The 23,097-nt window shown below is 70.8% G+C and carries 11 protein-coding genes; 8 read left to right on the forward strand and 3 right to left on the reverse strand.

Features of this window, described 5'->3' with window-relative positions; translation table 11 throughout:
- Window positions 1-69: 69 nt before the first annotated feature.
- From WME95_RS17435 to WME95_RS17460, 6 genes are all read left to right on the forward strand, one after another.
- Complete coding sequence (locus tag WME95_RS17435) at window positions 70-2,295, forward strand: type VI secretion system Vgr family protein (RefSeq protein ID WP_437909495.1); 2,226 nt, start codon at window positions 70-72, stop codon at window positions 2,293-2,295.
- A gap of 40 nt (window positions 2,296-2,335) precedes the next feature.
- Window positions 2,336-4,609, forward strand: a complete 2,274-nt coding sequence (locus WME95_RS17440) for a type VI secretion system Vgr family protein (RefSeq protein ID WP_437909496.1) — start codon at window positions 2,336-2,338, stop codon at window positions 4,607-4,609.
- 13 nt (window positions 4,610-4,622) lie between these two features.
- A complete protein-coding gene (locus WME95_RS17445) occupies window positions 4,623-7,394 on the forward strand; it encodes a type VI secretion system Vgr family protein (RefSeq protein ID WP_437909497.1) in 2,772 nt (923 codons plus the stop codon).
- Window positions 7,394-7,966: a hypothetical protein gene (locus WME95_RS17450; RefSeq protein WP_437909498.1), complete on the forward strand. Its 573-nt coding sequence runs from the start codon at window positions 7,394-7,396 to the stop codon at window positions 7,964-7,966. The genes WME95_RS17445 and WME95_RS17450 overlap by 1 nt, the downstream gene beginning before the upstream one ends.
- Window positions 7,967-8,036: 70 nt before the next feature.
- Window positions 8,037-12,323, forward strand: a complete 4,287-nt coding sequence (locus WME95_RS17455) for an RHS repeat-associated core domain-containing protein (RefSeq protein ID WP_437909499.1) — start codon at window positions 8,037-8,039, stop codon at window positions 12,321-12,323.
- A gap of 2 nt (window positions 12,324-12,325) precedes the next feature.
- Complete coding sequence (locus WME95_RS17460; RefSeq protein WP_437909500.1) at window positions 12,326-15,304, forward strand: hypothetical protein; 2,979 nt, start codon at window positions 12,326-12,328, stop codon at window positions 15,302-15,304.
- A 47-nt stretch (window positions 15,305-15,351) separates the two neighbouring features.
- Here WME95_RS17460 and WME95_RS17465 read toward each other — a convergent pair whose 3' ends face one another.
- From WME95_RS17465 to WME95_RS17475, 3 genes are all read right to left on the reverse strand, one after another.
- The gene (locus WME95_RS17465) at window positions 15,352-17,070 is read right to left on the reverse strand and encodes a glycoside hydrolase family 43 protein (protein WP_437909501.1); all 1,719 of its coding nucleotides are present in this window, start codon (window positions 17,068-17,070) and stop codon (window positions 15,352-15,354) included.
- A gap of 459 nt (window positions 17,071-17,529) precedes the next feature.
- Window positions 17,530-19,227 (reverse strand): hypothetical protein, encoded by a 1,698-nt coding sequence (locus tag WME95_RS17470; RefSeq protein WP_437909502.1) that lies wholly within the window; start codon window positions 19,225-19,227, stop codon window positions 17,530-17,532.
- 67 nt (window positions 19,228-19,294) lie between these two features.
- A complete protein-coding gene (locus tag WME95_RS17475) occupies window positions 19,295-19,747 on the reverse strand; it encodes a hypothetical protein (RefSeq protein ID WP_437553003.1) in 453 nt (150 codons plus the stop codon).
- A 64-nt stretch (window positions 19,748-19,811) separates the two neighbouring features.
- Here WME95_RS17475 and WME95_RS17480 point away from each other — a divergent pair, with 64 nt between their 5' ends.
- Window positions 19,812-21,914 (forward strand): hypothetical protein, encoded by a 2,103-nt coding sequence (locus tag WME95_RS17480; protein WP_437909503.1) that lies wholly within the window; start codon window positions 19,812-19,814, stop codon window positions 21,912-21,914.
- A 69-nt stretch (window positions 21,915-21,983) separates the two neighbouring features.
- Window positions 21,984-23,078, forward strand: coding sequence for a hypothetical protein (locus tag WME95_RS17485; protein WP_437909504.1), 1,095 nt, complete (start codon window positions 21,984-21,986; stop codon window positions 23,076-23,078).
- Window positions 23,079-23,097 lie beyond the last annotated feature (19 nt).

The following is a 23,097-nucleotide window of genomic DNA, read 5'->3' on the forward strand; positions in this document are numbered from 1 at the left end:
GCGTCGGCGCCGCGTCGGGTTCCAGCGCCAGGGCTTGGCGCCGTCCGCCGATCGCCTACCATGCCCCCAATGGCCGCTACCTTCGCCACCTTCTCCCTGGAGGGCGACAAGCTCCCCGCGGACGTCTCCGTGACCCGCTTCGAGGCCGTCGAGGCGATCTCCACGCCCTACACGGTCGAGGTGCGCTTCGCGACGCTGGACGCCTCGTTCCGGGTCGAGGACTGCCTGCGCAGCCGCCTCTGCCTGCGCGTCGTCGACACGTCGGGCCAGGAGCGGCTGTACGACGGCATCGTGGACCGCGCCGGTTTCGCGCACATCGTGGGCGAGAGCCGCCAGTTCGACGTCCGCCTGCGGCCCGCGCTGGCCGCGCTCGCGCACCGCGAGGGGTGCCGCATCTTCCAGGAGAAGACCATCGTCCAGGTCGCGCAGTCGGTCTTCGAGGACGCCGGCTTCGGCGACAAGGTCGAGTGGCGGATCGCGAAGGAGTACGAGCCGCGCGAGTTCATCGTCCAGTACCGCGAGTCGCACCTCAACTTCGTCTCGCGGCTCCTCGAGGACAACGGCCTCTTCTACTACTTCCGGCACGAGGCCGCCGGGCACACGATGATCATCACCGACGACCCCGCCGCCTTCGAGGTGGAGGAGGGGATGCCGGTGAGCTTCCGCATGGCGCAGGGCGGCCTGCCCGGGAGCCTGCCGCTCTCCAAGCTCACGAGGACGCGCGCGCTGCGCACGAGCCTCGTCCACCTCCGGGACCACGATTTCGAGAAGCCCGACGTGAAGCCGGAGTCCGCGCTGCCCCGCAAGGAGGCCATCGCGGCGCCCTACTTCGAGTACCCCGCCGGCTTCACGAAGGGGAGCGTGGGCGGCCGCCTCGCCGAGGCCCGCATGCGCGAGCTCTCCGCCGACGCCGACGTGTGCGAGGGCGAGAGCCGCGCGGCCGGGCTCAAGGTGGGCGAGCCGTTCGTCGTCGAGGGCGCCGCGGAGCCGTGCCTGAACGGCGAGTTCGTTGTCACCCGCCTCGTCTCGCGCGGCAACCAGACGCTCACCGGCGGCGCGACGAACTACGACGTCGAGAACCACTTCCGCGGCGTCCCCAAGGGCGCGCCCTTCGCGGCCGAGCGTCGCGCGCGGCGGCCGCGCATCCGCGGCATCCAGACGGCGGTCGTCACGGGGTCGAGCACCCAGGAGCAGGCGCTCCACGTCGACAAGTACGGCCGCATCAAGGTCCGCTTCTTCTGGGACCGGCAGGGCCAGCAGGACCACACATCGAGCTGCTGGCTGCGCGTCTCGCAGATCGCGATGGGCGGCTCGATGATCCTCCCCCGCGTCGGCTGGGAGGTCTCGGTCGCGTTCCTCGACGGCGACCCGGACCGGCCGCTCGTGCTCGGGCGCACGTACAACGCGGAGAAGACGCCGCCGGATGCGCTCCCCGCCGCCAAGGCGTCCGGCACGCTGAAGAGCATGTCGTCGCCCGGCGCAGGCGGCCACAACCAGATCGGCATGTCCGACACCGCGGGGAGCCAGGGGTTCGGCATCCACGCCCAGAAGGACCTCAACGTCACCATCAAGAACGACAAGGTCGAGGAGGTCACGGTCAACGAGGAGCAGCACATCAGCGTGAACGGCTCCCGCTCGGTGAAGGTCGACGACTCGACCTCCGTCGCCGGCAACCAGTCGCTCGACGTCGGCGCGGTGCTCTCGCACAAGATCACCGGCAATCAGAGCATCTCGATAGGCGGCAACGACACGACCAACGCGATCAGCAACTACGTCGAGAAGGTCACCGGCAACCGCTCCTACACGGTGAGCGGCAACCAGATCACGATCTCGAACGGCGTCAGACACTCCATCACCGGGGACATGAGCCGCAAGGTCGGCGCGCTGCAGCTCTCCGGCAGCCTGGGCTCGATCAACGACAACGTCCTCGGCGGGATGACGGAGACGGTGGGCGCCGTGAAGGCGCAGATCATCAACGGCAGCCACGGAGAGCAGATCACGGCCAACAAGGACCAGACCTCGCTGGCGGCGGAGCTCCACCTCACGAAGGGCTCCCTCTCCCACGTGGCGCTCGGCGTCACCAACATGGTCGGCGGCCTCCATTACCAGAAGCTGGACGGCGATCTCGTGGTGCAGGCGCCGCTCATCACCCTCCTCGGCGCCGTCGGCGCCTTCAAGGGCGGCGGCAGCGAGCTCAAGCTCGGCGGCGGGCCCGTCGTGATCAAGGGGTCGAAGATCGCGGTCAAGGGCGCGCTCGTCGTCAAGATGGGCGCGTCGATGAAGCTCGGATCGTGAGGGCTCATGAGCGCTAGTGACGTGAAGAGAGAGGTGAAGAGTGGCTGATCATCATGTCCTCGCGATCCCCTCCCTCAGCGTGGAGGGCAAGATCTACCGGGTGCTGCGCTTCGAGCTCACGGAGCAGCTCTCGGAGCTCACCCGCCTCGAGTGCGAGCTGCTCGACGACGAGGCGGCGCTGCCGAGGCCGAAGGAGGTCCTCGGCAAGCGCGCCGTCTTCACGCTGTCGCGCAGCGACGACACGCAGACGCGCACTTTCGCCGGGACCATCGTCCTCGCCGAGCTCGTGCCCGATCCGGACGACGTGCCCACGCTGCGGATCGAGGTCGCGCCGGCGCTCTGGAACCTCGGGCAGCGCTCCGACTGCCGGATCTTCCAGGACAAGAGCGCTGTCGACATCGTGAAGGAGGTCCTCGAGGGCGCGGGCGTGCCCGCGGGCCAGCAGGACTGGCGCGTGACCGAGCCCCACCCGACGCGGGTCTACACGGTCCAGTACCGCGAGCGGGACCTCGATTTCGTGCACCGCCTCCTCGCCGAGGAGGGGATCTACTTCGCGATCCACATGAAGGACGACGAGGACGTCCTCGTCTTCGGCGACTCGCCGACCGGCCTCGAGGACATCGAGGGCGCGACGTCGCTGCCGTTCTTCCAGGACTTCGGCGTCGAGGGCTTCGGGGATCGCGTCGTCCGCCTCTCGCGGGAGGTCTCCGTGCGGAGCGACAAGGTGTTCGTCCGCGACTACGACCCGGAGAAGCCCTCGACGAAGCCGGAGGCGTTGGCCGAGGGGAGCGATCCCGGGGAGCACGTGCTCGAGATCTACGAGCACCCGGCGCGCACCGCCGACGCGAGCGTCGCGGAGCGGCTCGCCAAGGTGCTGCTCGACTCGGTGCAGGCGGAGCGCGACGTCGTGCACGGCGAGACCGGCTCGCTCGCGCTGCTCCCGGGCCGGCGCTTCTCGGTCGACGGCCACCCCTACGACCCGCTCAACCAGGAGTACCTCGTCGTGCGCGCGCGCATCGCCGGCAGCCGGCCGCGGAACTTCGAGCTCTCCGGCCGCGCGGGCGCGGAAGACGGCGCGCGCGACCTCCGGTCGAGCTGCGAGTTCTGGGGCGTGCCGACCGGGACCACGCGCTACCGGCCCCCGCGGCGCGCCCGCGAGCAGGTGATCCCGGGCACGCAGACCGCGATGACCACCGGGCCCTCGGGGCAGGAGATCCACACCGACGCGAGCGGGCAGGTGAAGGTCTCCTTCCACTGGGATCGCTCCGGAAAGAAGGACGACACCTCGAGCCGCTGGATCCGCACGAGCCAGGTGCCCACGGGCGGATCGATGCTGCTGCCGCGCGTCGGGTGGGAGGTCACCGTGCGCCACGTCGAGGGCGACGCGGACCGGCCGTTCGTGATGGGCCGCATGTACAACGCGCTCACGCCGCCGCCCTACGCGCTCCCGAAGGAGGCGGGGAAGAGCTCCCTCCAGACCGCGACGACGCCGGGCGGGGGCAGCACCAACGAGCTCCGGATGTCGGACACGAAGGGCGGCGAGGAGATGTTCATCAACGCCTCGAAGGACATGTCCACCGAGGTGAAGAACAACGCGACCGAGTCGATCGGCAACAACCACAAGAAGAAGATCGGCGCGGACCAGACGACGAACGTCACGGACAGCATGACGACCAGCATCGGGTCGAACCAGACGCTCTCGGTCTCCGGCAACCAGTCGATGAAGATCGAGACCTTCCACGTCGACGACATGGGCGGCGATCACTCGCTCTCGATCGGCGGGAACCGCGACATGAAGATCGGCGGGGATCACAAGCGCGACGTCACCGGCAACAGCTCGCTCACGGTGTCCGGCAACCAGATCGATCTGGTGGTCGGCTCGGTCACGGATCAGACCCTGGCCGGCTTCAACCACGAGGTCGGCGCGGCGCTCGTCGAGCTCGCGCTGGGGCACCGCTCCGTGACGGTCCAGGGCGACCGGAGCGAGACGGCCACCGGCGCGAAGGTGATCGCGGTCAAGTCCGGCCGCGGCGTCCAGGTCGGCGGATCGATGAACGTGAAGGTCGGCGGCGCGATCGTCAACGTGGCGAACGGGAACCGCGTGGAGAGCTCGCTCGGCACGTACACCGAGCTCGCCGGGGGCGCGCAGATCGTCAAGGCGAACAACGCCGTCTTCGAGGCGACCGGCGCGCTCACGCTGGTCATGGGGGCGTCGATCCTCTCGCTGACGCCCGCGAGCGTCGCGATCATCGGCGTCTCCGCGAAGCTCGACGGCGACGTCTCCGACACCGCCGCGCTGGTGCTCGACAACTGAGGAGGAGGTGAACGTGGCACGCGAGATGATTGCGCACTTCACGATCGACGAGGTCCCCGCGGCCCGGGTGCTCCGCTTCGAGTCGACCCACGAGGCCGGCAGGCCGCTCGTCCTCGACGTCGAGGTGTACCTCCACACGTACCAGGAGCTCGAGGCGATGATCGGCAAGCCCGCGGCGCTCTCCTTCGGCGTGCCCGGGGAGGTGCCGCGCGTCATCGCGGGCACGGTGGAGGCCGCGACCTCGATCGGCACCACCGAGCTCGGCGTCGAGGGGCTGCTGGGCGTCCGCTACGCCGTCCGCGTCGTCTCCTCGCTCGCGCTCCTCGCGCGCAGCGTCGACTCGCGGATCTTCCAGGACATGAGCGCCAAGGAGATCGTGGCGAAGGTGCTCGAGGATCACGGGATCACCAAGGTCGCGTGGCGGCTGAGCGGCGACTGTCCGAAGCGCGAGTACTGCGTGCAGTACCAGGAGAGCGCGCTCGCGTTCATCTCGCGGCTCATGGAGCACGAGGGCATCTACAGCTTCGTCGAGGTGGACGCCGACGGCGAGCTCCTCGTCTTCGACGACGACAGCACCGTCGCCGGGCCGATCCAGGGCGACCCCGCGCTGCCGTTCCGCCGGCGCACCGGGCTCAGCGCGGCCGACGAGCGCGACGCGATCTACGCGATCCGCGAGCTCGAGCGGGTGCGCTCCGGCAAGTTCGTCCTCCGCGATTTCGACTTCAAGCGGCCGAAGCTCGACCTCACGGCGACCGCGACGTCGGGCGAGAACGACGCGCTGGAGCGCTACGACTACCCGGGCGGCTACTTCGAGCCGAGCGAGGGGCAGCGGCTCGCGCAGATCCGGCTGGAGGAGGAGCAGGTCGAGCGGCACACGATCGAGATCGACACCGTCTGCTCGCGCCTCGCGGTCGGCCAGAAGCTCACGATCACGGACGCCGGCGAGCTCGACGGCGAGTACTTCCTCTTCGCGGTGAAGCACACCTACGTCCACGAGGACGACGACGCGCACGGCGGCAGCGAGCGCGCGACGCCGCGCTCCAGGGCGCGGGCGCGCCTCGTGCCGGCTTCCGTGAAGTACAGGCCGCGGCGCATCACGCCGATCCCGCTCATCGAGGGGCCGCAGACCGCGACGGTGGTGGCGCCCGCCGGCTCCCAGACCGAGGCGATCCACACCGATGAGCTCGGCCGCTGCAAGGTGAAGTTCCACTGGGATCGCAGCGACGTGATCGACGACAAGGCGTCGTGCTGGATGCGGGTCGTGCAGCTCCAGACCTCCGGCTCGATGATGCTCCCGCGCATCGGCTGGGAGGTGATCGTCGAGTTCCTCGAGGGGAACCCGGATCGGCCGATCGTCACCGGGCGCCTCTACAACGGCGTCTACATGCCGCCGTACGCGCTGCCGGAGGGCAAGACTCGCACGGCGATCCAGACCTCGAGCACGCCGGGCGGCGGCGGAGCCAACGAGATCCGCTTCGAGGACAAGGCGGGCTCCGAGGAGATCATGGTGCACGCCCAGCGCGACATGAAGACGGTCGCGGCGAACAACGCCAAGCGGAACATCGGCAACAACGAGACGTCGGTCGTCGGGAACAACGCGTCGCTCGAGGTCGGCGGCAACCAGACGACGAAGATCACGAAGGGCTCGCAGAACACGGTGGGCGCGAACCAGACGATCAGCGTCGGAGGCAACCGCAACGTCGAGGTGAACGCGGTGTCGGCGCTGACGGCGAAGGGCAACGCGACGACCACCGTGGGCGGCAACCAGTTCGAGATGGACGGCAACCCCCTGGAGGCGATGCTCGCGCTCGCGGCGCAGGCGGCTGTGCAGTTCGCGAGCGTGATGGCCAACAACGCGATCGCGGCGGTCCAGGGGCAGGTCGACGGCGCCATCAACCAGGTGATGGCGCCGATCAACGGGCTGACCCAGAAGGCGGCGGGGGTCTCAGGGGCGATGAAGGCCGTCGCCGGCGGGGACATGAGCCGCATGCCCGGCATGATCGCGGGCGCGTCGGGCATCCCCGGCGCGAGCCAGCTCGCGGCCTCGATGGGCGGCGGCGGAGGCGGGGGCGGCGCTGCCGGCGGCGCGCCGGGCGCGGCCGGCCCGCCCAACATGCTCGCCTCGATCGCGTCGAACGTGGCGCAGAGCAGCCTCGCCGGGAAGGTCTTCGTGAAGCCGGAGGCGCTCGCCTCGGCCCTCGGCATGGACGGGGGCGGTGGCGGCGGTGGGTCGACGGCCAACGTCGGCGGGCCGGACGGCGCCGTCGATGGCATCGACGCCACCGACCGCGAGAAGGGCCCCGGGCACACGACCGCCAAGGTCACGGGCACCCACAAGGAGGACGTGGGCTCGATGAAGGTCCTGGGCGCGATCCAGGACATCGACAACAACGTGACAGGCAAGAAGACGATCGACGTCGGCGCCGCCACGGTGCAGGTGGCGTTCGGCAGCTACGCGGAGAGCGTCACGGGCTCGAAGAGCGAGAGGGCGACGGGCCTGGTCGTCCTCAGCAACGGGGGCGAGAGCGAGACGGTCACCGGCTCGCGCACCGCGATGGTGGGCGGCGCGGTGGTCGACAAGCTCAAGGGGTCTCACGTGGTGCAGGCCGTCGGGCCCGCGACGTTCATCGGGGCCTTCCACAAGGTGGAGGCGAAGGGCGCCATCGTCTTCAAGTGCGGCGCCAGCGAGGTGGTGATCGACGGCGCCGGCGTCACCATCACGTCCCCGCTCGTGACCATCCTGGCGCCGAAGATCCAGCTGCCGAAGAAGGTCTCGGAGGTCTGATGGCGACTCAGTTCGACGGTGGCTCGCGGGAGGCCGGCGCGTCGCTCTCGCTCGAGGAGCCGGACGCCGGGGCCCCGGCCGAGGAGGCGTCCGGGTCGCCGCGCGTGACCCTGGACGACGTGCTCGCCGAGCCTGCTGCGGCGCCGCTCCCGGCGCGGAAGGCGCAGCCGCTCGGCGCGGCCATGCGGACCGCGCGCGTCGCCTCGATCGCGGGGCGGAAGGCGTCGATCCATGTTCGTGGCGCCGAGGGGCCCGTCGACGCCCAGATCGCGCCCGATGTCGATCCCGAGGTGATCGCCGACGCCCGCGCCCGCGGCGACGCCGTGCTCGTCGAGCTCTGCGAGGGCGAGCCCCCGCTGATCGTCGCGGCCCTGACGACGCAGCGGCCGCAGACGCTCCACCTCAAGGCGACCACCGTCGCCATCGAGGCAGAGCAGGAGCTGCTGCTCCGCTCCGGCCGCGGCGCGGTCCGCATTCGCCAGGACGGCGACATCGAGGTCGTGGGCAGCCGCATCAGCGCCGCGTCGCGGGGGCTGTTCCGGATCGTCGGGAGGCTCTTGCGGTTGAATTGACGGCACGCGCCGCGTGTCCGCTGGAAGGCTCGGCTGTCATAGCTTTCACTCAGGGAGCGTCGAAACAGCAATGCGAACGGCACCTGTCCCCAACATCCCGGCCATCCCGGGGATGAACCCCGGAGTCTTCGTTCTCGGCGGCGGCGGTGACGGCGGCGGGGCTGGCGGCCGCGGAGGCGGCGCGGGCAAGGACAAGCAAGGCGCGAACGGCAAGAACGGGGGCGACAGCGCGTCGGGGGGCGGCAAAGGCGCCTGCGGCTCCGGCCAGAACGGCGGGGCGTGCCCCAACCATCATGGGAAGAAGGGGAGCGGCAAAGGCTCCAAGGGAGACCCTGTCGACATCGTGACAGGCCGTGTCTTCACGATCCCCGTCACCGACGTGCACTTGCCGGGGCCGCTGCCGCTGACGCTGACCCGCAGCTACACGAGCGCCGCGCGCGACCGCGACGTCGGGCTTGGGCGCGGCTGGTACCACTCGTACGCGTGGGAGGTGGAGGTGCATCGCGGCCGGACGAGGCTCTGGACCGGCAACGGCATGTACGTCGACTTCACGCCCATGCGCGTCGGCGAGTCGGCGGTGGGCCCCTCCGGGTGGCTGCTCGTCCGCGGCCAGACAGGCTTCGTGCTCGATCGGGGCGACGGCCGGTGGCTCGTCTTCGAGCACGCCTGGCAAGACCGGTACCTCCTGTCGGCGGAGACCGACTCTCACGACAACCGCATCTCGTTCTTCTACAAGGAAGGTGTCCTGGCGCAGATCGTCGACTCGGTCGGTCGCAGGGTCGAGGTCCGCTCCACGAGGGAGGGGCGCATCGCGTCGTTCGAGGTGAAGAACGCGGCGCACCGGGGCCAGCTGGTCCCGTTCGCGCGGTATCGTTACGACGACGCGGGGGACCTGGTGCTCGCCGAGGACGCGATGGGCGCGGCGACCAGGTACACCTATACGGATCATCTCCTGACGTGCCAAGAGCACCCGACCGGCCTTTGCTTCTATTTCGTCTATGACGGGGCAGGGCGGTGCGTCGAGACCTGGGGTGCGTACCCGGGGCGCGAGGACGAGAGCCTCGCGGCCGACGTCCCGGCGGTGCTCGCCGACGGGACCACGGCCGCGAAGGGCATCTTTCACACGAAGCTCGAGTACGGGCCTGACAACTACGTGGAGGCGGCCGACTCGATCTCGGTCGAGCGCTTCTTCGGCAACGACTTCGGGAGCATCGACAAGGCGGTCACGGCCGCCGGCGTCTTCTGCCGCACGTACGACGCGTGGGGAAACCTGCTGTCGTTCACCGACGCGACGGGAGCGACGACCCGCTGGGAGCGGGACGCTCGCGGACGGGAGCTCCGGATCACGGATGCTCTCGGCCGGGTGACCACGTTCGAGCGGGACGCCGACGGACACATCCGGAGGGCGGTCGATCCTGCAGGGGGTGTCATCGAGACGGGGCGCCTCACGGGCGGGCTCGTGTGGCGCGACGCCATCGGCGCCACCTTCGAGGTGCACTTCGATCGCCGCGGGCTCACCACGCGGACCGTCGCGCCGAACGGCGGGCAGACGCTGTACCGGTACGACGATCACGGGAACCTCATCGAGCGGACCGACCCCACGGGCGCGGTGACGCAGTACACGTACGACTACTGGGGCCGCCGCCAGAGCATGCGCGACGCGTCGGGGGCGATGGTCACGTACGCCCACGACGACGCCGGCCGTCTCCGATCCGAGCGAACGCCGGACGGCGGCGTCACGCGCTACGAGTACGACCCGTCCGGAAACTGCACGTCGATCTGGCACCCGAACGGCCACACCACCACGCACCGCTATGCGGGGTACAACCGGATCGTCGAGACGCGGGAGCCCGACGGGCGGATCGGCAAATATCGATACAACCGCGAAGGGCGCCTGGTCGAGGTGCACAACAGCCATGGAGAGGTGCACCGCATCCGGCTGAACGCCGCCAGGCTCGTCTCGGAGGAGGTCACCTTCGACGGCCGCACCCTTCGCTATCGTTACGACGCCATGGGGCGCGTCGTGCAGTTCGAGAACGGCCTCGGCGAGAAGACGGGGTACGTGTACGATCTCGTCGGTCGCGTCGTGGAGCACCAGTATCCCGACGGCGGCGTCGAGACGTTCGAGTACGACGAGCTGGACTACATCATCGCCGCGCACGGCCCCACAGGAGACATCTTTTTCGAGCGCAATCTCCTGGGCTGGGTGACGTGCGAGCGGCAGGTGAGCGGCGGCGAGACGTTCTCGGTGGAGACGAAACATGACCTGATGGGCAATGCCGTCGAGCGAAAGACCTCCCGCGGACACCGCCAGACCTGGGTGCGCGACGTCGCCGGCCGCGCGCTGCGGGTGACGCTCGACGGCAACGAGGAGCTCGGCGTCGTCCGCGACGCGCTCGGGCGAGAGACCGCTCGCTATCTGCCCGGCGGCGGGCGTGTGGATGTCGTCTATGACGGGCTCGACCGCATGGTCCAGCGCACCGTGTCTCGCGGGGTCGCAGGCCCCGTGGTGGCTGCAGGGCAGCCCGACTGGATCGGGGCGCTCCCCCATGACCTCACCCTCCGGCAAGCGGTTCACTACACGCCGCAGGGCGATGTGGCCGCGATCGACGACGATCGCTCGGGCGCCGAGCGATGGGAGCACGACCCGCGCGGGCAGGTGCTGGCGCGCACCGACGTCCACGGGCAGGGCGAGCACTTCCGGTATGACGCGGAGGGGAACGTGCGCGAGCTCGGCGCCGGCGCGCCGGAGCGCGAGTACGGGCGCGGCAACGTGCTGCTCCGGCGCGGCCCCGTGTCGTACGTGTGGGATGGCGACGGGAGGCTGATCAAGCGCCGCGTGGTCATGCCGAGCGGTCAGGAAGCCACGACGAGCTACGAATGGAACGGCGCGGGTCTCCTGAGCGCGGTGGTGCGCCCCGACGGCGTCCGGATCGAGCATGTCTACGATCCCTTTGCCCGGCGCCTCGAGAAGCGCGTGCTCAGGCGAGACGAAGGCGGGCGGATGGACACGCTATCCACGACGCGGTTCATCTGGGACGGGGACACGCTCGTTCATGAGATCAAGCGAGAGTGGGGCCCGGAGGGTGATCGGGTCACCCAGGAGAGGACGTACTGCACCGACGAGGAGACGTCGGCGCCGTGGGCGCAGAAGGACGCCAGGAGCGGCGGCGATGCGGTGTCGGCCGAGTGGTACTATTACCTGAACGACCCTGTCGGCCGACCGGAACGCCTGCTCGACGCCGCCGGGAATGTCGCCTGCGAGCTCGACCGCACGGTGTGGGGCGCCGCGCGCCCGCGGGAAGGCGCGCGCACGGAGACGCCGCTGCGGTTCCTCGGGCAGTACTACGATGACGAGACGGGCCTCGCGTACAACCGTTATCGCTACTACGACCCCGCGGTAGGACGGTACATCAGCGTCGATCCGGTCGGGCTGCTCGGCGGGCAGAACGGGTTCTCCTATGCGGGGAATCGGCCCACGAAGATGGTGGACCCGATGGGGTTGATGTTCTCGACCACCACGGGGCGGAAGGACGCGAATGGCAATCCGCTGCCGGACATCCAGGGGAAGAGTTCGACCGTCCAGAGCGACGACGACCTCGACCCGGCGCTGAGGGACGCGGTATCGAACTCTCGCGAGAAATTCAAGGACCCCAACAAGCCCGACAGCGATCCTCGAAACCTGGACGCCGACAACAAGGTCAAGCCGAACGCGTCCAGCAAGGCGGGCAGGTGCGCCGAGATCGACGGGTTGAACCAGCAGGCCAAGGACATCCGGCAGCGCCTTAGCAAGGATGCGAACGGCAAGGACTGCGAGAAGTGGGCGAAGATGTCCGAGGCCGAGCGGAACGCCCGAGTCCGGAACGAGCTGCGCGAGGAGTACCGTCGGGGCGCGAAGATCGAGGCGCACTCGAAGAAAGGGAAACCCAAGAATTCCTCGGAGAAGCCTTGCCCGTTCTGCGCGCAGGTCTTCCGCGAGCTGGGCATCCATCCGGACAATATCAATGCTGATCCGAACAAGGATGTGTCCGACGAGGCCAAGAAGAGAGCTGGGCTCACCACGGGTGACGCCAAGGGCGGCGTCATGTACAATGGGAAGAAATGGGATCACAAGACCGACGGCGTCTACGATCCGGACAGGAATGATCCGGGGAAGAACGTGGCGCGGGAGAATCCCTCCGCGACCAACGTCGTTCCCAAGCTGAACCCGGACGGTTCGCAGCAGAAAAACTCGCGCGATCCGAACGCATTCCAGGACGAGCAAGGCAATTACAGGCGACCGGACAAGCCGCCGCCGCCGCCGGAGCCGAAGTTCGTGCCGCCCGAGGACGACAACACCGACCCGACCGGGAAGTAGAGATGGCAGACATCGGCGAAGAGGCTGCGATTTCGGGCTTGCTCGGCGGGCTGGAGCGCGCGCCGGACGGGGTCTGGCAGGCCACGCGGGCCCTCCTCGCCTCTCCGGCGGTGGCGGCCTGGCGTCACGGCGAGCCGCGTGCTCCCGACTCGCCCGAGCAGCGCCCGTGGTCAGCGCTGGAAGCGCTCTGGGCGAGCTCCCGCCCAGGCGACAGGGCCTTGATCAGAGCTCCTGCGGGCTCTGGCGCGAGCTCTTTGTTCGGTGCGTTCTGTCTTCATCTCACGCGGCGAGGGCTGGCCCGCGTGGCATTCATCCCGATCTCGGTCCACGGCGGCATGGCGGATCCCTCGATATGGGTCGCCGCGCTGCATGCGCGGCTCGGAGCGTTGACTTCCAGGAAGGCATCCGAGCGCGCGCTCGCTCCGCGCGTGGCCGATGACATCCGACCGATCCTCGACGGTGACGAGAACCCCGAGACGCCGCTGCTGATCGTGCTCGACCGTGCCCACGAGAACGATGATCCGACGGTATGGTCGCGCATCGGATGGTCAGCCGGGCTGCCCGGGAACGTCCGCATGTGGGTGTCTGCGGACAATGACCCCGGTGTCACGGCCGCCCGATGGGGTGAGGCCCTTCATTGGTTGAACGATTGGTCTGACCTCGTCCTGGAGATGCCGTCGGAGCGCTCCGCCACCGCGTTGCCCGGTGACGTCGACGCGGATACCGTGTGTGTCTTGAGCGCTGCCAGCGGGCCGATCTCCGAGGCAGAGCTGGCCCAGATCGTGGGAGGAGATCGGGCCGAGGCACGAGTGTCTGCCACGTTGCGGAAGCTCGAGCCTTGGCTCTGTCACACAACCCATGGCGCCGCATTCCTGCATCGAAGTCTCGGGAAAACTCTCGCTCTGCGCTTGAGCCATCTGGGTGATGCCCGTGGTCAGGCGCTCTTGACCGCACATGTCCAAGCGACTCTCGATAGCTACTCCGAAGGGAGCATCGCCCCTGTCACTCGATCGGAATACGTCATTCGATACGGGGCGATGCATTTCTTGCGACACGATGCCACGGCGGAAGAGCTCGATCGCGTGATCTCCGAGCCGATGCGCGCCGCCTGGGAACCCCTGGACGGCGGTGCGTTCGGCTTTCGTGCGCTCGTCGTCGCCGCATGGCGTCGAAGCCACGCGGCGTTCTGCGAAGCGACGTCGGAAGCCTCGCGTGGCCCTTGCATGGTGCAGGCGCTGCGGTTGCGCACGATCTTCGAGCAGATCATCAGTTTGCTCGTGCATGCGCTCCCGGACGTGGTTGCCGGTGCCATCCACGAGGGGATTTTTCGGCCGGACGCAGGCATCGAGCTCGCCAAGCCGCTGAACGAGAAAGACAGGCTTCGGCTGTGGCGGGCGGTTCGACCCGCCGTGTCCGAGGCGGATGTAGCATGGCCAACGCCATTGCTGCACGAAGCAGACCGCGCCGTCGGAGGGCTCGAAGCCGCCGGCGCGACCGAGCCCCCGTCGGCATACCAGCTAGACCGCAGACGCTTCGTACTGGGCGGGCTGAAATCACGTCGTGTCGTGAAGGCGCTCGTGATCGGCGCGCTCCGGCGTATGGCCGAGCGGCTGCGCTCCCCCGCGCGGGAGGAGGTTCTGCTGCTGGCGGCCAGGCGCCTTGCTGGGCTCCATCCAGAGCGCCGTGCGTCCTGGGCTGCTCTGCTGGCGCCGCTCTACCCCGAGGAGCGCCGCGCCGAGCGACTCGAAGACGTGGATGCGCAGAGCTCCGCCTTGCCGGAGCTCGGAGATCGCCTTGAAGTCTTGACGGAGCGGCTCCTGGGGAGCTCGGCGGGAGCGAGCGCGATCGTTCAACGAGCGATGGGATGGCTGCTGTCCTCCGAACGGTTTCCGCTCACAGCGCAGCGCTTTCTCTTTCATGTTCCCGAGAGTGAATGGAACCGGCTCGTTCCCGAGGAGGCCCGAGCGCTCGTCCGTCGCTGGCAAGGCGAATCGCGAGGATCCGCGGATTCGCTCGGGCCGCTCCGCTGCGGGCAGCTGCCTCCGTGGCTCGTGGCCGAGGTGCAGGATGCTCCCCTCGCGGAGGTGAAAGAGCGAACGGACGTCTCCGACCGTAACTTCGTCGCCTCCGAGCTCGTCTCCTTGGTCACGGTGGACGTCCGAGCGGAGCTGGCACGCATGTTCTTCTCGGTGCCTCCAGAAGCCTTTCGCGGCGAGGGCCGCGCCATCGAGAACTGGGCGGAATCGGCGACGCTGGAGGAGCTGCGTTACATTCACCAGAAGGTGTTGCCGTGCATGGGCTCTCAGATTGACGATGCCCTCGCGGCGCTCTCTCTCCGCGCGGTGGAGCTCGGTGACAGAGACCTTGCGACCAGCTTTTGCGCCGCGATGGAAGGGGACGACGACCGACATCAGGCCGAGCTGGAGATCGCGCTCGCGCTGGGCCCGTTTTCCGACGTGGAGCGCCTCGTGCGCCCGGACCTGGACGACGAGGAAGCGTCTGGAATGCTCGAGATGGTAGGGAAGGCGCTGAAGGGCGAGGAGCACGCGGAGCGTTTCGCGGAGCTCGTGCGTGGCGCTGCCCGAGCGTCGAACAGGCTGTCCGCGTGGGCGACCGTGTTCCCGTCGCTCTCCCCGGAAGCGAGGGAGAGGTTGTCGGCCGCCGTCGCCGACACGGTGAAGGAGGTGCTCCGCGAGCCCCCCGAGGAGTCGGACGACACGCTCTGCAGCATGTTTCCTTGGATGCCGGAAGAGAGCCTGTGCGACGTGTGGCGGGAGCGCGCCTCACCCGAGGCGTGGCGCCCCACGGTCGCCGAGATCACGCCTCTCTTCACGTACGATCGGAGGTATGACAACGGCGCGTGCCTGGACACGCTCCTCCTGCGCCTGGGGGGCGAAGCCGCGCTCGTGGCCTGGGCCAGGACGCTCGCCGGCCTCGACGACTGGTTTTCGGAGATCGGGCCCGGACCCGAAGAGGGCTGACCCCACGCGCTGGCGGCGATGTGGCCATCGCCGCCGGGGTTACCGGTTCAGCTCGTCACTCCCGGACGACGCCCCCTCCGGCCGCGCTGCCGGAGCCCCAGGGACGCCGCGAGCAGCGCTGTCAGCGCGAGGGCACCTCCGGACGGCGCGCGGCTCGCCGCGCGACAGCTACAACCAGCCGGATCGCCCGACTCCCCGCCGGAGGTGCCCCCCGACGACGCCTGGGCGGCTGACGTTGAGCTGGGGGACCCTCCACCCGTGGCCGTACCCGTCGAGGCCGCTCCTCCGGAGCCGGCGCTGGAGCTGGAGCCGGAGCCGACGCCGCCCCCGACGCCACTGACGCTGCCGTCGCCACCGCCGCTCGTGCTTCCAACCGTGGCACCTTCGCCGGCGCCCTCGCCCCCGATGGGCGAGAACTGCCAGGAGTTCACGTTGAAGAGGTACGAATCGCCGCCGGTGAAGACCAGGTACAGGTCGTGAACGCCGGTGGCGCCGTCGACCGCACACGACGTGTCGCCCCACGTCTGCCAGTCCCCGGTCGCCGCGACCGCGCAGGTTCCCACGAGCGTGCCGTCGGGCGTCTCCAGGTGGAGCTCGATGCTGCCCCCCTGCCCGGCGCTCGCGACGCGCGCGCTGAAGCTCTCCGCCCCTTCGCCGAAGTCGACCCCGCGGAGACGCACCCAGTCTCCGTCCTCGATGTTGGAGAGGTTCATCCCCCCCTCCTCGCAGGGCTCGGTCTCGATGCCGCGCTGCGCGTTGAAGGTCTCGGCTTCGACGCGCGCGTAGGGGTCGAGGTTCTTGACCTGCTTGAGCCCGTCCGTCGTGTAGGTCACTGGCACGATCGACCCGTCCTCCTTGTAGGTGAACGACTCGATCCCGAGGTTCCGGCGATAGCCCGGGGGCTCGCCGGCGTCGTTGGCGACGGAGCGATTGTGGTAGGCGTGGTACCAGGAGCCGCCGAACTCGAAGATTGCCGCGTGGTTGTTGTTGTTGTTGTTCTTCGGCGGCTGGGGCCCCACCGTGCCGCGGTGGGTGAAGCCGGAGGTGGGGCTCGAGCTCGTGAGGTAGTCGATCCGCATGCCGTTCGCGGGGTTCGTCGAGTACGACAGATAGTAAACGCCGTTCCGCTTGTGCATCCACGAGGCCTCGAAGAAGTACGGGATCGTGATCGTGGAGGCCGAGCCCGAGACGCTCACCATGTCGTTGTTCAGCTTGATGACGCGCGCGTTCTGCTCGCCGTTGCCGCCGAAGTAGAGGTACGCCTGGCCGTCGTCATCGATGAAGACCCCCGGATCGAAGAGCCAGATGTTCTGGCCCGAGGCGCCGGGGGTGCTCGAGGTGATCAGGGCGCTGCCCTTCGCGTCTCTGAACGGTCCGGTCGGGCTGTCGCTCTTGGCGACGCCGATACCTGATCCGTTGTTGGCGAAGTACATGTAGATGTTGCCGTTGCGCTCCACGAGCGAGGGGGCCCACGTGTTGGCCGCCCAGGAGGCGTCGCGGGGCACGCGGATCACTTCCCCGTGGTCGGTCCAGTTCTTCATGTCGCTGCTCGAGATGGCCACGAACGAGGCCATCTTGTAGCCGTCGTCCGAGCCGTCCGCCTTGACGTTGTCGTCGTCGTTCGAGCCGTAGAGATAGACGCGCCCGTCGTGCACCAGCGAGGCCGGGTCGGCGAGGTAGCGGTGCGAGGCGATGGGGTAATCGGCCAGCGCGGAGGGGCTCGCGACGAGCCCGACCGAGGCGAGCGCAACCCCGCAACAAGCCATTCTCGCCAATGTACGTGAGCGACGCATGTTCACCTTATCTGTTGGTCCAGAGCCGTTGATCACGGCCGCTCGGGCGGCCGAGGCCGATTCCTTCATGGTCGAGCCGGGCGCGCTGGAGACCGTCCCTCTCGCGTCGCGGTTCGCTGTGTCGATCGAGGGGTAGACGTCGCCGCCGTCTCCATCGGTGGTGGCGGCGCCGTCTGCCGCCGCTCCGCCGTCCGCGAATCCCGCTCCCGTCGAGGGATCGGAAGAGGCTCCGACCATGGCGCCGCTTCGCGCCCGAAGTGCAGAAGGCGAGGTCACGAGCGCAGGCTGTCCAGGGCGAAGCAAAAGGATGCCCCGGGACCGCACTGTGAACGTTCACATGGTCGATGTCAATCGAAATGGACCCGCGCGAGGTGAGCCTCGACACCTCTCGACGCCAGCGCTGAACGGCGCCCGACTCGAGCGCTGGTGTCCTCAGCTCCGCGCGCTCTGGTCGATGAGCGCCTGCCACTGCGCCTTGAGCGCCGGATCGGACTCGAGGCGCTCGTGCCAACTCCTGTGGAGCGCGATCCAGCTCTGTGGGGTCAACCCATAGTGGCTCTGGATCTGCGGGATGTGATTCGGATGGTCGCGCATGTCGGCGCACAGGCTCGCGTACCGCGCGAGGGAGATCCGCTCCACGCGGCGCATCATCTCGTCGTCCTCCGCGCCTGCGTGCGCTTGCGCGGTGGGCTCCGCGGGCGAGGGGCTCGTGGACGGCTCGACGGCGCTTGGCTGAAGGAAGGGCAGGGCCCAGCTCCCCGTCGGGATCTGGGGCGGCTGCGGCGCGATCTCTCCCCTGGCAGGCCGCGGTGGCGCGGGCGATTGGCCCGGACGAGCGAAGGGCAGGGCGTTGTCTGCCGGCGGCGAGGGGGTCGGTCGCGAGAACGGCAGGACGTTATCGGGCGGCGGCGAAGAGGCCGGTCGCGAGAAGGGTAGGGGGTTGCCGGCGGGCGGCGAGGAGGCCGGCCGTGAGAAGGGCAGGGGATCGGTGGCTGGCGGCGAGGAGACCGGTTGAGAGAAAGGCAAGGGGTTGGCGGCCGGCGGCGAGGAGGCCGGGCGAGAGAAGGGCAAGGCTCTGTCGGCCGGAGGCGCAGGGACCGGGCGAGAGAAGGGCAAGGCATTGTCGGCCGGAGGCGCAGGGGCCGGGCGAGAGAAGGGCAAGGCTCTGTCGGCCGGAGGCGCAGGGGCCGGGCGAGAGAAGGGCAGAGCGGCATCGAGCGGGGGCACGGGGGCCGTGCCGGAGAACGGCAGAGCGGCATCGAGCGGGGGCACAGGGGCCGTGCCGGAGAAGGGCCGAGCGGCATCGAGCGGGGGCACGGGGGCCGTGCCGGAGAACGGCAGAGCGGCATCGAGCGGGGGCACAGGGGCCGTGCCGGAGAAGGGCAAGGCTCTGTCGGCCGCCAGCGCGCCGACCGTGCCGATGCTCGTCGCCTCCATCTCCGGGCTGCCTGCCGGTGACGTCGCTGTACCCTCGACCGCGGGCGCGCCCGACACGTCTTGACGGAACGGCAGCGCATCCCGGCTCGGGAGAGACGTCGTGCCGAGGAGCGTCATGCGGGCTCGCGGTGCCGTGGACGGCCGCTCCAGGCTCGGCATGGGCAGTGACGACGGCACCGCCGAGAGCAGCGACGGCACGGCCGGCGGCAACGGCGACGGCATGGCCGGCGGCAACGGCGAAGGCTGCACGACCCCGGGCGGCGGCGGGGCGGCGCTCAGCCTGGCCCAGGGAGATCGCGCAGCCCCCTCGTCGCTCACGCCTGCGGCAGGCGGCGGCGTCGTCCCATCCCGAGGCGCCCCCTGGAGCGGGGCGATGCGCGCTGCGGGCGCGACCGGCATCGGCCCTTCCAGCTTCCTGCGCGCGCCCCGCGCCTTCTCCTCGGCGCGGCGCTTCTGCGCGGCGACGAGCTCCAGGTACCGGCGGCTCGATCGCAGCTGCCCGCGCGCGGCCTGCGCGGCGAGCCTGGACATCCACCGCTCCCGCTCCGCCTCCCACGCCGCGGCCGAGAGCCCCGCGTCCGCGAGCACCTCGTCGCGCGGCAGGCCCGCCTCGAGGGCCCCGGCCACGGCGGCGAGCTCCTCGAGCCGGATCGATCGGACCTCCTCGTCGCCCTCCACCATGTCCACGAACATACCCCCTCGTCGCCGTCGGGCGGCGCGCTGCCGCGGCCCGGCCGATGTCGCCCCGCGGCCGTCCCGGTTACCTCATCGCCCGCTGAAACCGCGCCATGAGCGCTTCGTCCTCGAGCATCGCCGCGGTCCATCGCTGCTGCGCGCTCAGGTAGTCCTCGAGCGTCAGGTCCAGGCGGCTCAGCACCGTCGCCATGTCGGTGCCCCGCTTCAACCCGCGCGCGGCCTCGAGGAAGCGCTCGAACGACAGCTCGCTCTTCGCTCGGGCGCGCTGCACCCTCGCGAACGTCTCGGCGTAGGCGACGACGAGCGGCGGAACGCCCACCTCCTCGCCGTCGTCGTCGTCCGCCTCGGAGAGCCGCGCCTGCCACGCGTCGTCGAGCGCCTCCCAGCCGGCCTCGTCTAGCCCGTGCGCCGCGAGGAGCGCCGCGCGGTCGGCGCTCGGGTCCGCGAGCTGGGCGGCCAGCGTCGCGTACGCCTCGACGTCGTCGACGTTCTGCGCGCTCTGCGGAGGATCCTTCATCGTCCGGGCAGGCTACCTCAGCGCGCGTCTTGGGGCCTCCTTCGCGCAGGTGTATTCATGGCGCGTGTCCTTCTCATACCTGCCCTTCGTCGCGCCCGGCGGTCAGGAGGGGCAGCCCTCCGCGCCCGCCGGCACGGACGTGCTCGCCCACGACAAGCTCGAGAACGCGCACGCCGCGCTCCGCCGCGCAGCGCTGTCGCTCGAGCACGACGTCGAGCCGGTGACCGACCTGACCGGGCCGGCGCGCGCCCTGGAGCGGGCCCTCGCCGCGATCTACGACGCCTTCGACGGCCGCGCCGAACCCCTCGGCGCCGTGCGTGCCGCCCTGGCGGAAACCGACAACATCGCCGCTCGGATCGAGCAGGCGATCGGGCTCGACGCGGGTTTCGCCGCGGTGGACGAGCTGCTCCGGAGCGCGCGCGGCTGGCTCGAGCAAGCGGCGGCGCGGCTCGCCCTCGTGCCGCCGGCGCCGCCGCTCGACCTGCCGCCGATCCTGGCGAGCCGCGACCGGCCGCGGCTGCACGCGGTCCAGCGGGCGTCGCTCGCGCCGCTCCTCAAGGTCCCGGAGCCGCCCCCGGCCGAGCTCGTCGCGAAGCCCCCGCCGCCGATCCCGCCGCCGCGGACGTTCGAGGAGCTCAAGGCCGCCGTCGAGGCGCTGAAGCAGCAGGCGCCCGCGCCCGGCGCGCTCCCCGCGGCGGCGGAGGTGCGGCCGCCCGCGGCGCGCCCGGACGAGGGAGCTGCGCGCCCCGTGCCGCCGGGCTTCGCGCCCGAGATCGGCGACGCGATCGACGATCTCGCCTTCCTCCGCGCCCGCGCCCGCGAGTGCTTCGAGGAGGTCGCGATGGTCGGCATGCAGCGGGCGCCGCTGCTCGGCGATCCCTTCCGCGGGGCGCTGATCCTCGAGCGGCGCATGCTCGCGGCCATCGACGTGATCGCGGCGATCGGGGCGCCGGCGCTCGAGCACGTGCCGCGGCTCGTGGCCGACGCGCCCGTGAAGGACGCGAGCGTCGCGTTCGCGAGCGCGATGGTGCTCGGCTGCTTCGCCGGCCGCGACGCGCTCGCCGCGGCCGAGCTCGCGCTGCTCCGGAGCGGCAAGGACAGGGCGTTCATCGACGCGCTCGGCGCTGCCCTGAAGCTGGTCCCGCACGAGCTCCTGCCGCTCGCGCTCCGCAGCCTGCTCCGCGAGCGCGAGCCGCTGGTCCGCGCGATGGCGATCGACGTCCTCGCCTACCGCGGCTTCGCGACCGAGGACGAGCTCGTCGCGGCGGCGTCGGACGACGAGGCCCCCGTGGCGGCGTGCGCGCTCCACCACCTCGGCTGCACGCCGGGCCCCCGCTTGCCCGAGCTGATCCAGCGGGCGCTCGCGGCGCCGGACCAGGCCCTGCGCGAGGCCGCCTGGACGGCCATGGCGCTCTCGGATCACCCGCACGCCTCGCTCGCGCTGCGCGGCGCGCTGGACGAGGCCGACGGCGCGGACGCCGCGGCGCTCCTGCTCGCGCTCGCGGGCGACGACGCCGACGCGCGGCTGCTCGCCTCGCGCACCGCCGAGGCGCCGCGCCGCGGCCTGATCTTCGCCGTGGGGTGGGCCGGCGCGGCCGCCGCGGTGCCGCTGCTCATCGACCTGCTCGAGCGCGACGTGGACGGGGAAGTGAAGCTCGCCGCGGCCTACGCGCTGGAGCGGATCACCGGCGCGGGGATGTGGGAGGAGGTCGCGGTGGAGGACGAGGAGATCTTCGTCGCCGATCCGCCCGAGCCCGACGTGGGCGAGCCTCGCGAGCTCAAGCTCGCGCAGCTGGTCAGCGATCCCAACGACCTGCCCGAGGCGCCGGCGCCGGAGATGGCGGAGCAGCCCACGGTGGACGCCGCGCGCTGGCGGGCCTTCTGGCGCGAGCGCTGCCAGGGCTGGGACATGAGCGCGCGCTACCGCCGCGGGCGCCCTTACACACCCGACGTCGTGCTCGACGAGCTGGATACGGGGCGGGTCACCCCGGGCGAGCGCCGGCTGCTCCAGCGCGAGCTGATCCTCCGCACCGGGCACTTCGTGCGCTTCGATCCGCACGACTTCGTGGTGGCGCAGGAGGAGGCGATCCAGGCCTGGCGGCCGATCGCGGCGCGCGCCTCCGGCGCCCCGGGCCGCTGGACGCGGCCCCGCCGGCGCGTAGGGTAAACGGCGCGCGGACGTCGGCGAGCCGAGCCGAGCGCGAAGAGGGGCGCGGTGCCCGGCAAGGGGGGACGCATGGAGCGACGCGGACTTCGGACGAGCAGCTGGCGGCGGGTCATCTCGGCCTCGGCGCTCGGCGCCGCGCTGATCGCGTCGCCCTCGGCGCGGGCCCAGTCCAAGGAGGAGCTCGCGGAGGCGCGGGCGCTCTTCCAGGAGGGGGTCGCGCTGAGCGCGGCGAACCACTGCGCCGCGGCGCTCGCGAAGTTCCACGCGGTCGCGAGCGTGCGGCGGACGCCGCAGGTGCTGTTCAACATCGCGGAGTGCGAGGCGCGGCTCGGCAAGCTCGTCTCGGCGCTCGGCAACTACCGCATCGCCGCGGCCGCGGCCGACGGCGACCCCCGGGCGAACGACGTCAGCGCGAACGTCGGCGCGCGGATCGAGGACCTCGAGGCGCGCATCCCGAGGCTCGCGATCCGCCGGGGCGCGGGGGCGCTCACCGCCACGATCCTGCTCGACGGCGCCGCGCTCGGCGCCTCGGAGATCAGCGCCGACATCCCGGTCGATCCAGGGCCCCACGTGGTCTCGGCCTGGGTCGGCGATCGCGAGGCGGCGCGGGAGACCGTCACGCTCGCGGAGCGGGACGCGAAGACCGTGGAGATCGCGATCGCCGAGCCGCCGGCGGCGCCGCGGCCGGCGAGCGCGTCGCCGGGAGGCGCGCCCGCGGACGTGCCGCCGAGGGCCGCGCTGGCGCGCCTGCCGGCGACGCGTCCGTCGAAGGTGCCGGGCCTCGCCGTGCTCGGCGCGGGGATCGCGAGCGGCGCCGTGGGTGGGGTCTTCCTCGGCCTCCGCGCCGGCACGCTGAGCGATCTCGACGCGCTGTGCGGCGGCGACAGGAGCTGCCCTCCTTCCGCCAGGCCCGTCGCCGATCGGGGCCGGCTCTACACGGGCGTCGCCGAGGCGGCGATCGGGCTCGGTGTCGTCGGCGTCGCCGCGGGGATCACGCTGCTCGTGATGAGCGGCAGCGCGGCCGCGGCCGAGCCGGACGCGAGCGCCCGCGCAGCCGCTGCCGCGGCCGGGCGGCGCGCCCGCGCGGGCGTCCGCCGCGCGGAGGTCCTGCCGCAGGCGCCTGGCGCCGACCTCGCGGGCCTCAGCGTCGCCGGCAGCTTCTGAGGCCGGGCGCCGTCCGGGC

Source organism: Sorangium sp. So ce327, assembly GCF_051530205.1.
In the GTDB taxonomy this organism is placed as follows: domain Bacteria; phylum Myxococcota_A; class Polyangia; order Polyangiales; family Polyangiaceae; genus Sorangium; species Sorangium cellulosum_B.

Coding starts and splice junctions, on each gene's coding strand:
- WME95_RS17460 (WP_437909500.1), top strand. CDS start 12,326: ATGGCAGACATCGGCGAAGAGGCTGCGATTTCGGGCTTGCTCGGCGGG.
- WME95_RS17475 (WP_437553003.1), bottom strand. CDS start 19,747: ATGAAGGATCCTCCGCAGAGCGCGCAGAACGTCGACGACGTCGAGGCG.
- WME95_RS17450 (WP_437909498.1), top strand. CDS start 7,394: ATGGCGACTCAGTTCGACGGTGGCTCGCGGGAGGCCGGCGCGTCGCTC.
- WME95_RS17465 (WP_437909501.1), bottom strand. CDS start 17,070: ATGGCTTGTTGCGGGGTTGCGCTCGCCTCGGTCGGGCTCGTCGCGAGC.
- WME95_RS17455 (WP_437909499.1), top strand. CDS start 8,037: ATGCGAACGGCACCTGTCCCCAACATCCCGGCCATCCCGGGGATGAAC.
- WME95_RS17485 (WP_437909504.1), top strand. CDS start 21,984: ATGGAGCGACGCGGACTTCGGACGAGCAGCTGGCGGCGGGTCATCTCG.
- WME95_RS17435 (WP_437909495.1), top strand. CDS start 70: ATGGCCGCTACCTTCGCCACCTTCTCCCTGGAGGGCGACAAGCTCCCC.
- WME95_RS17470 (WP_437909502.1), bottom strand. CDS start 19,227: ATGTTCGTGGACATGGTGGAGGGCGACGAGGAGGTCCGATCGATCCGG.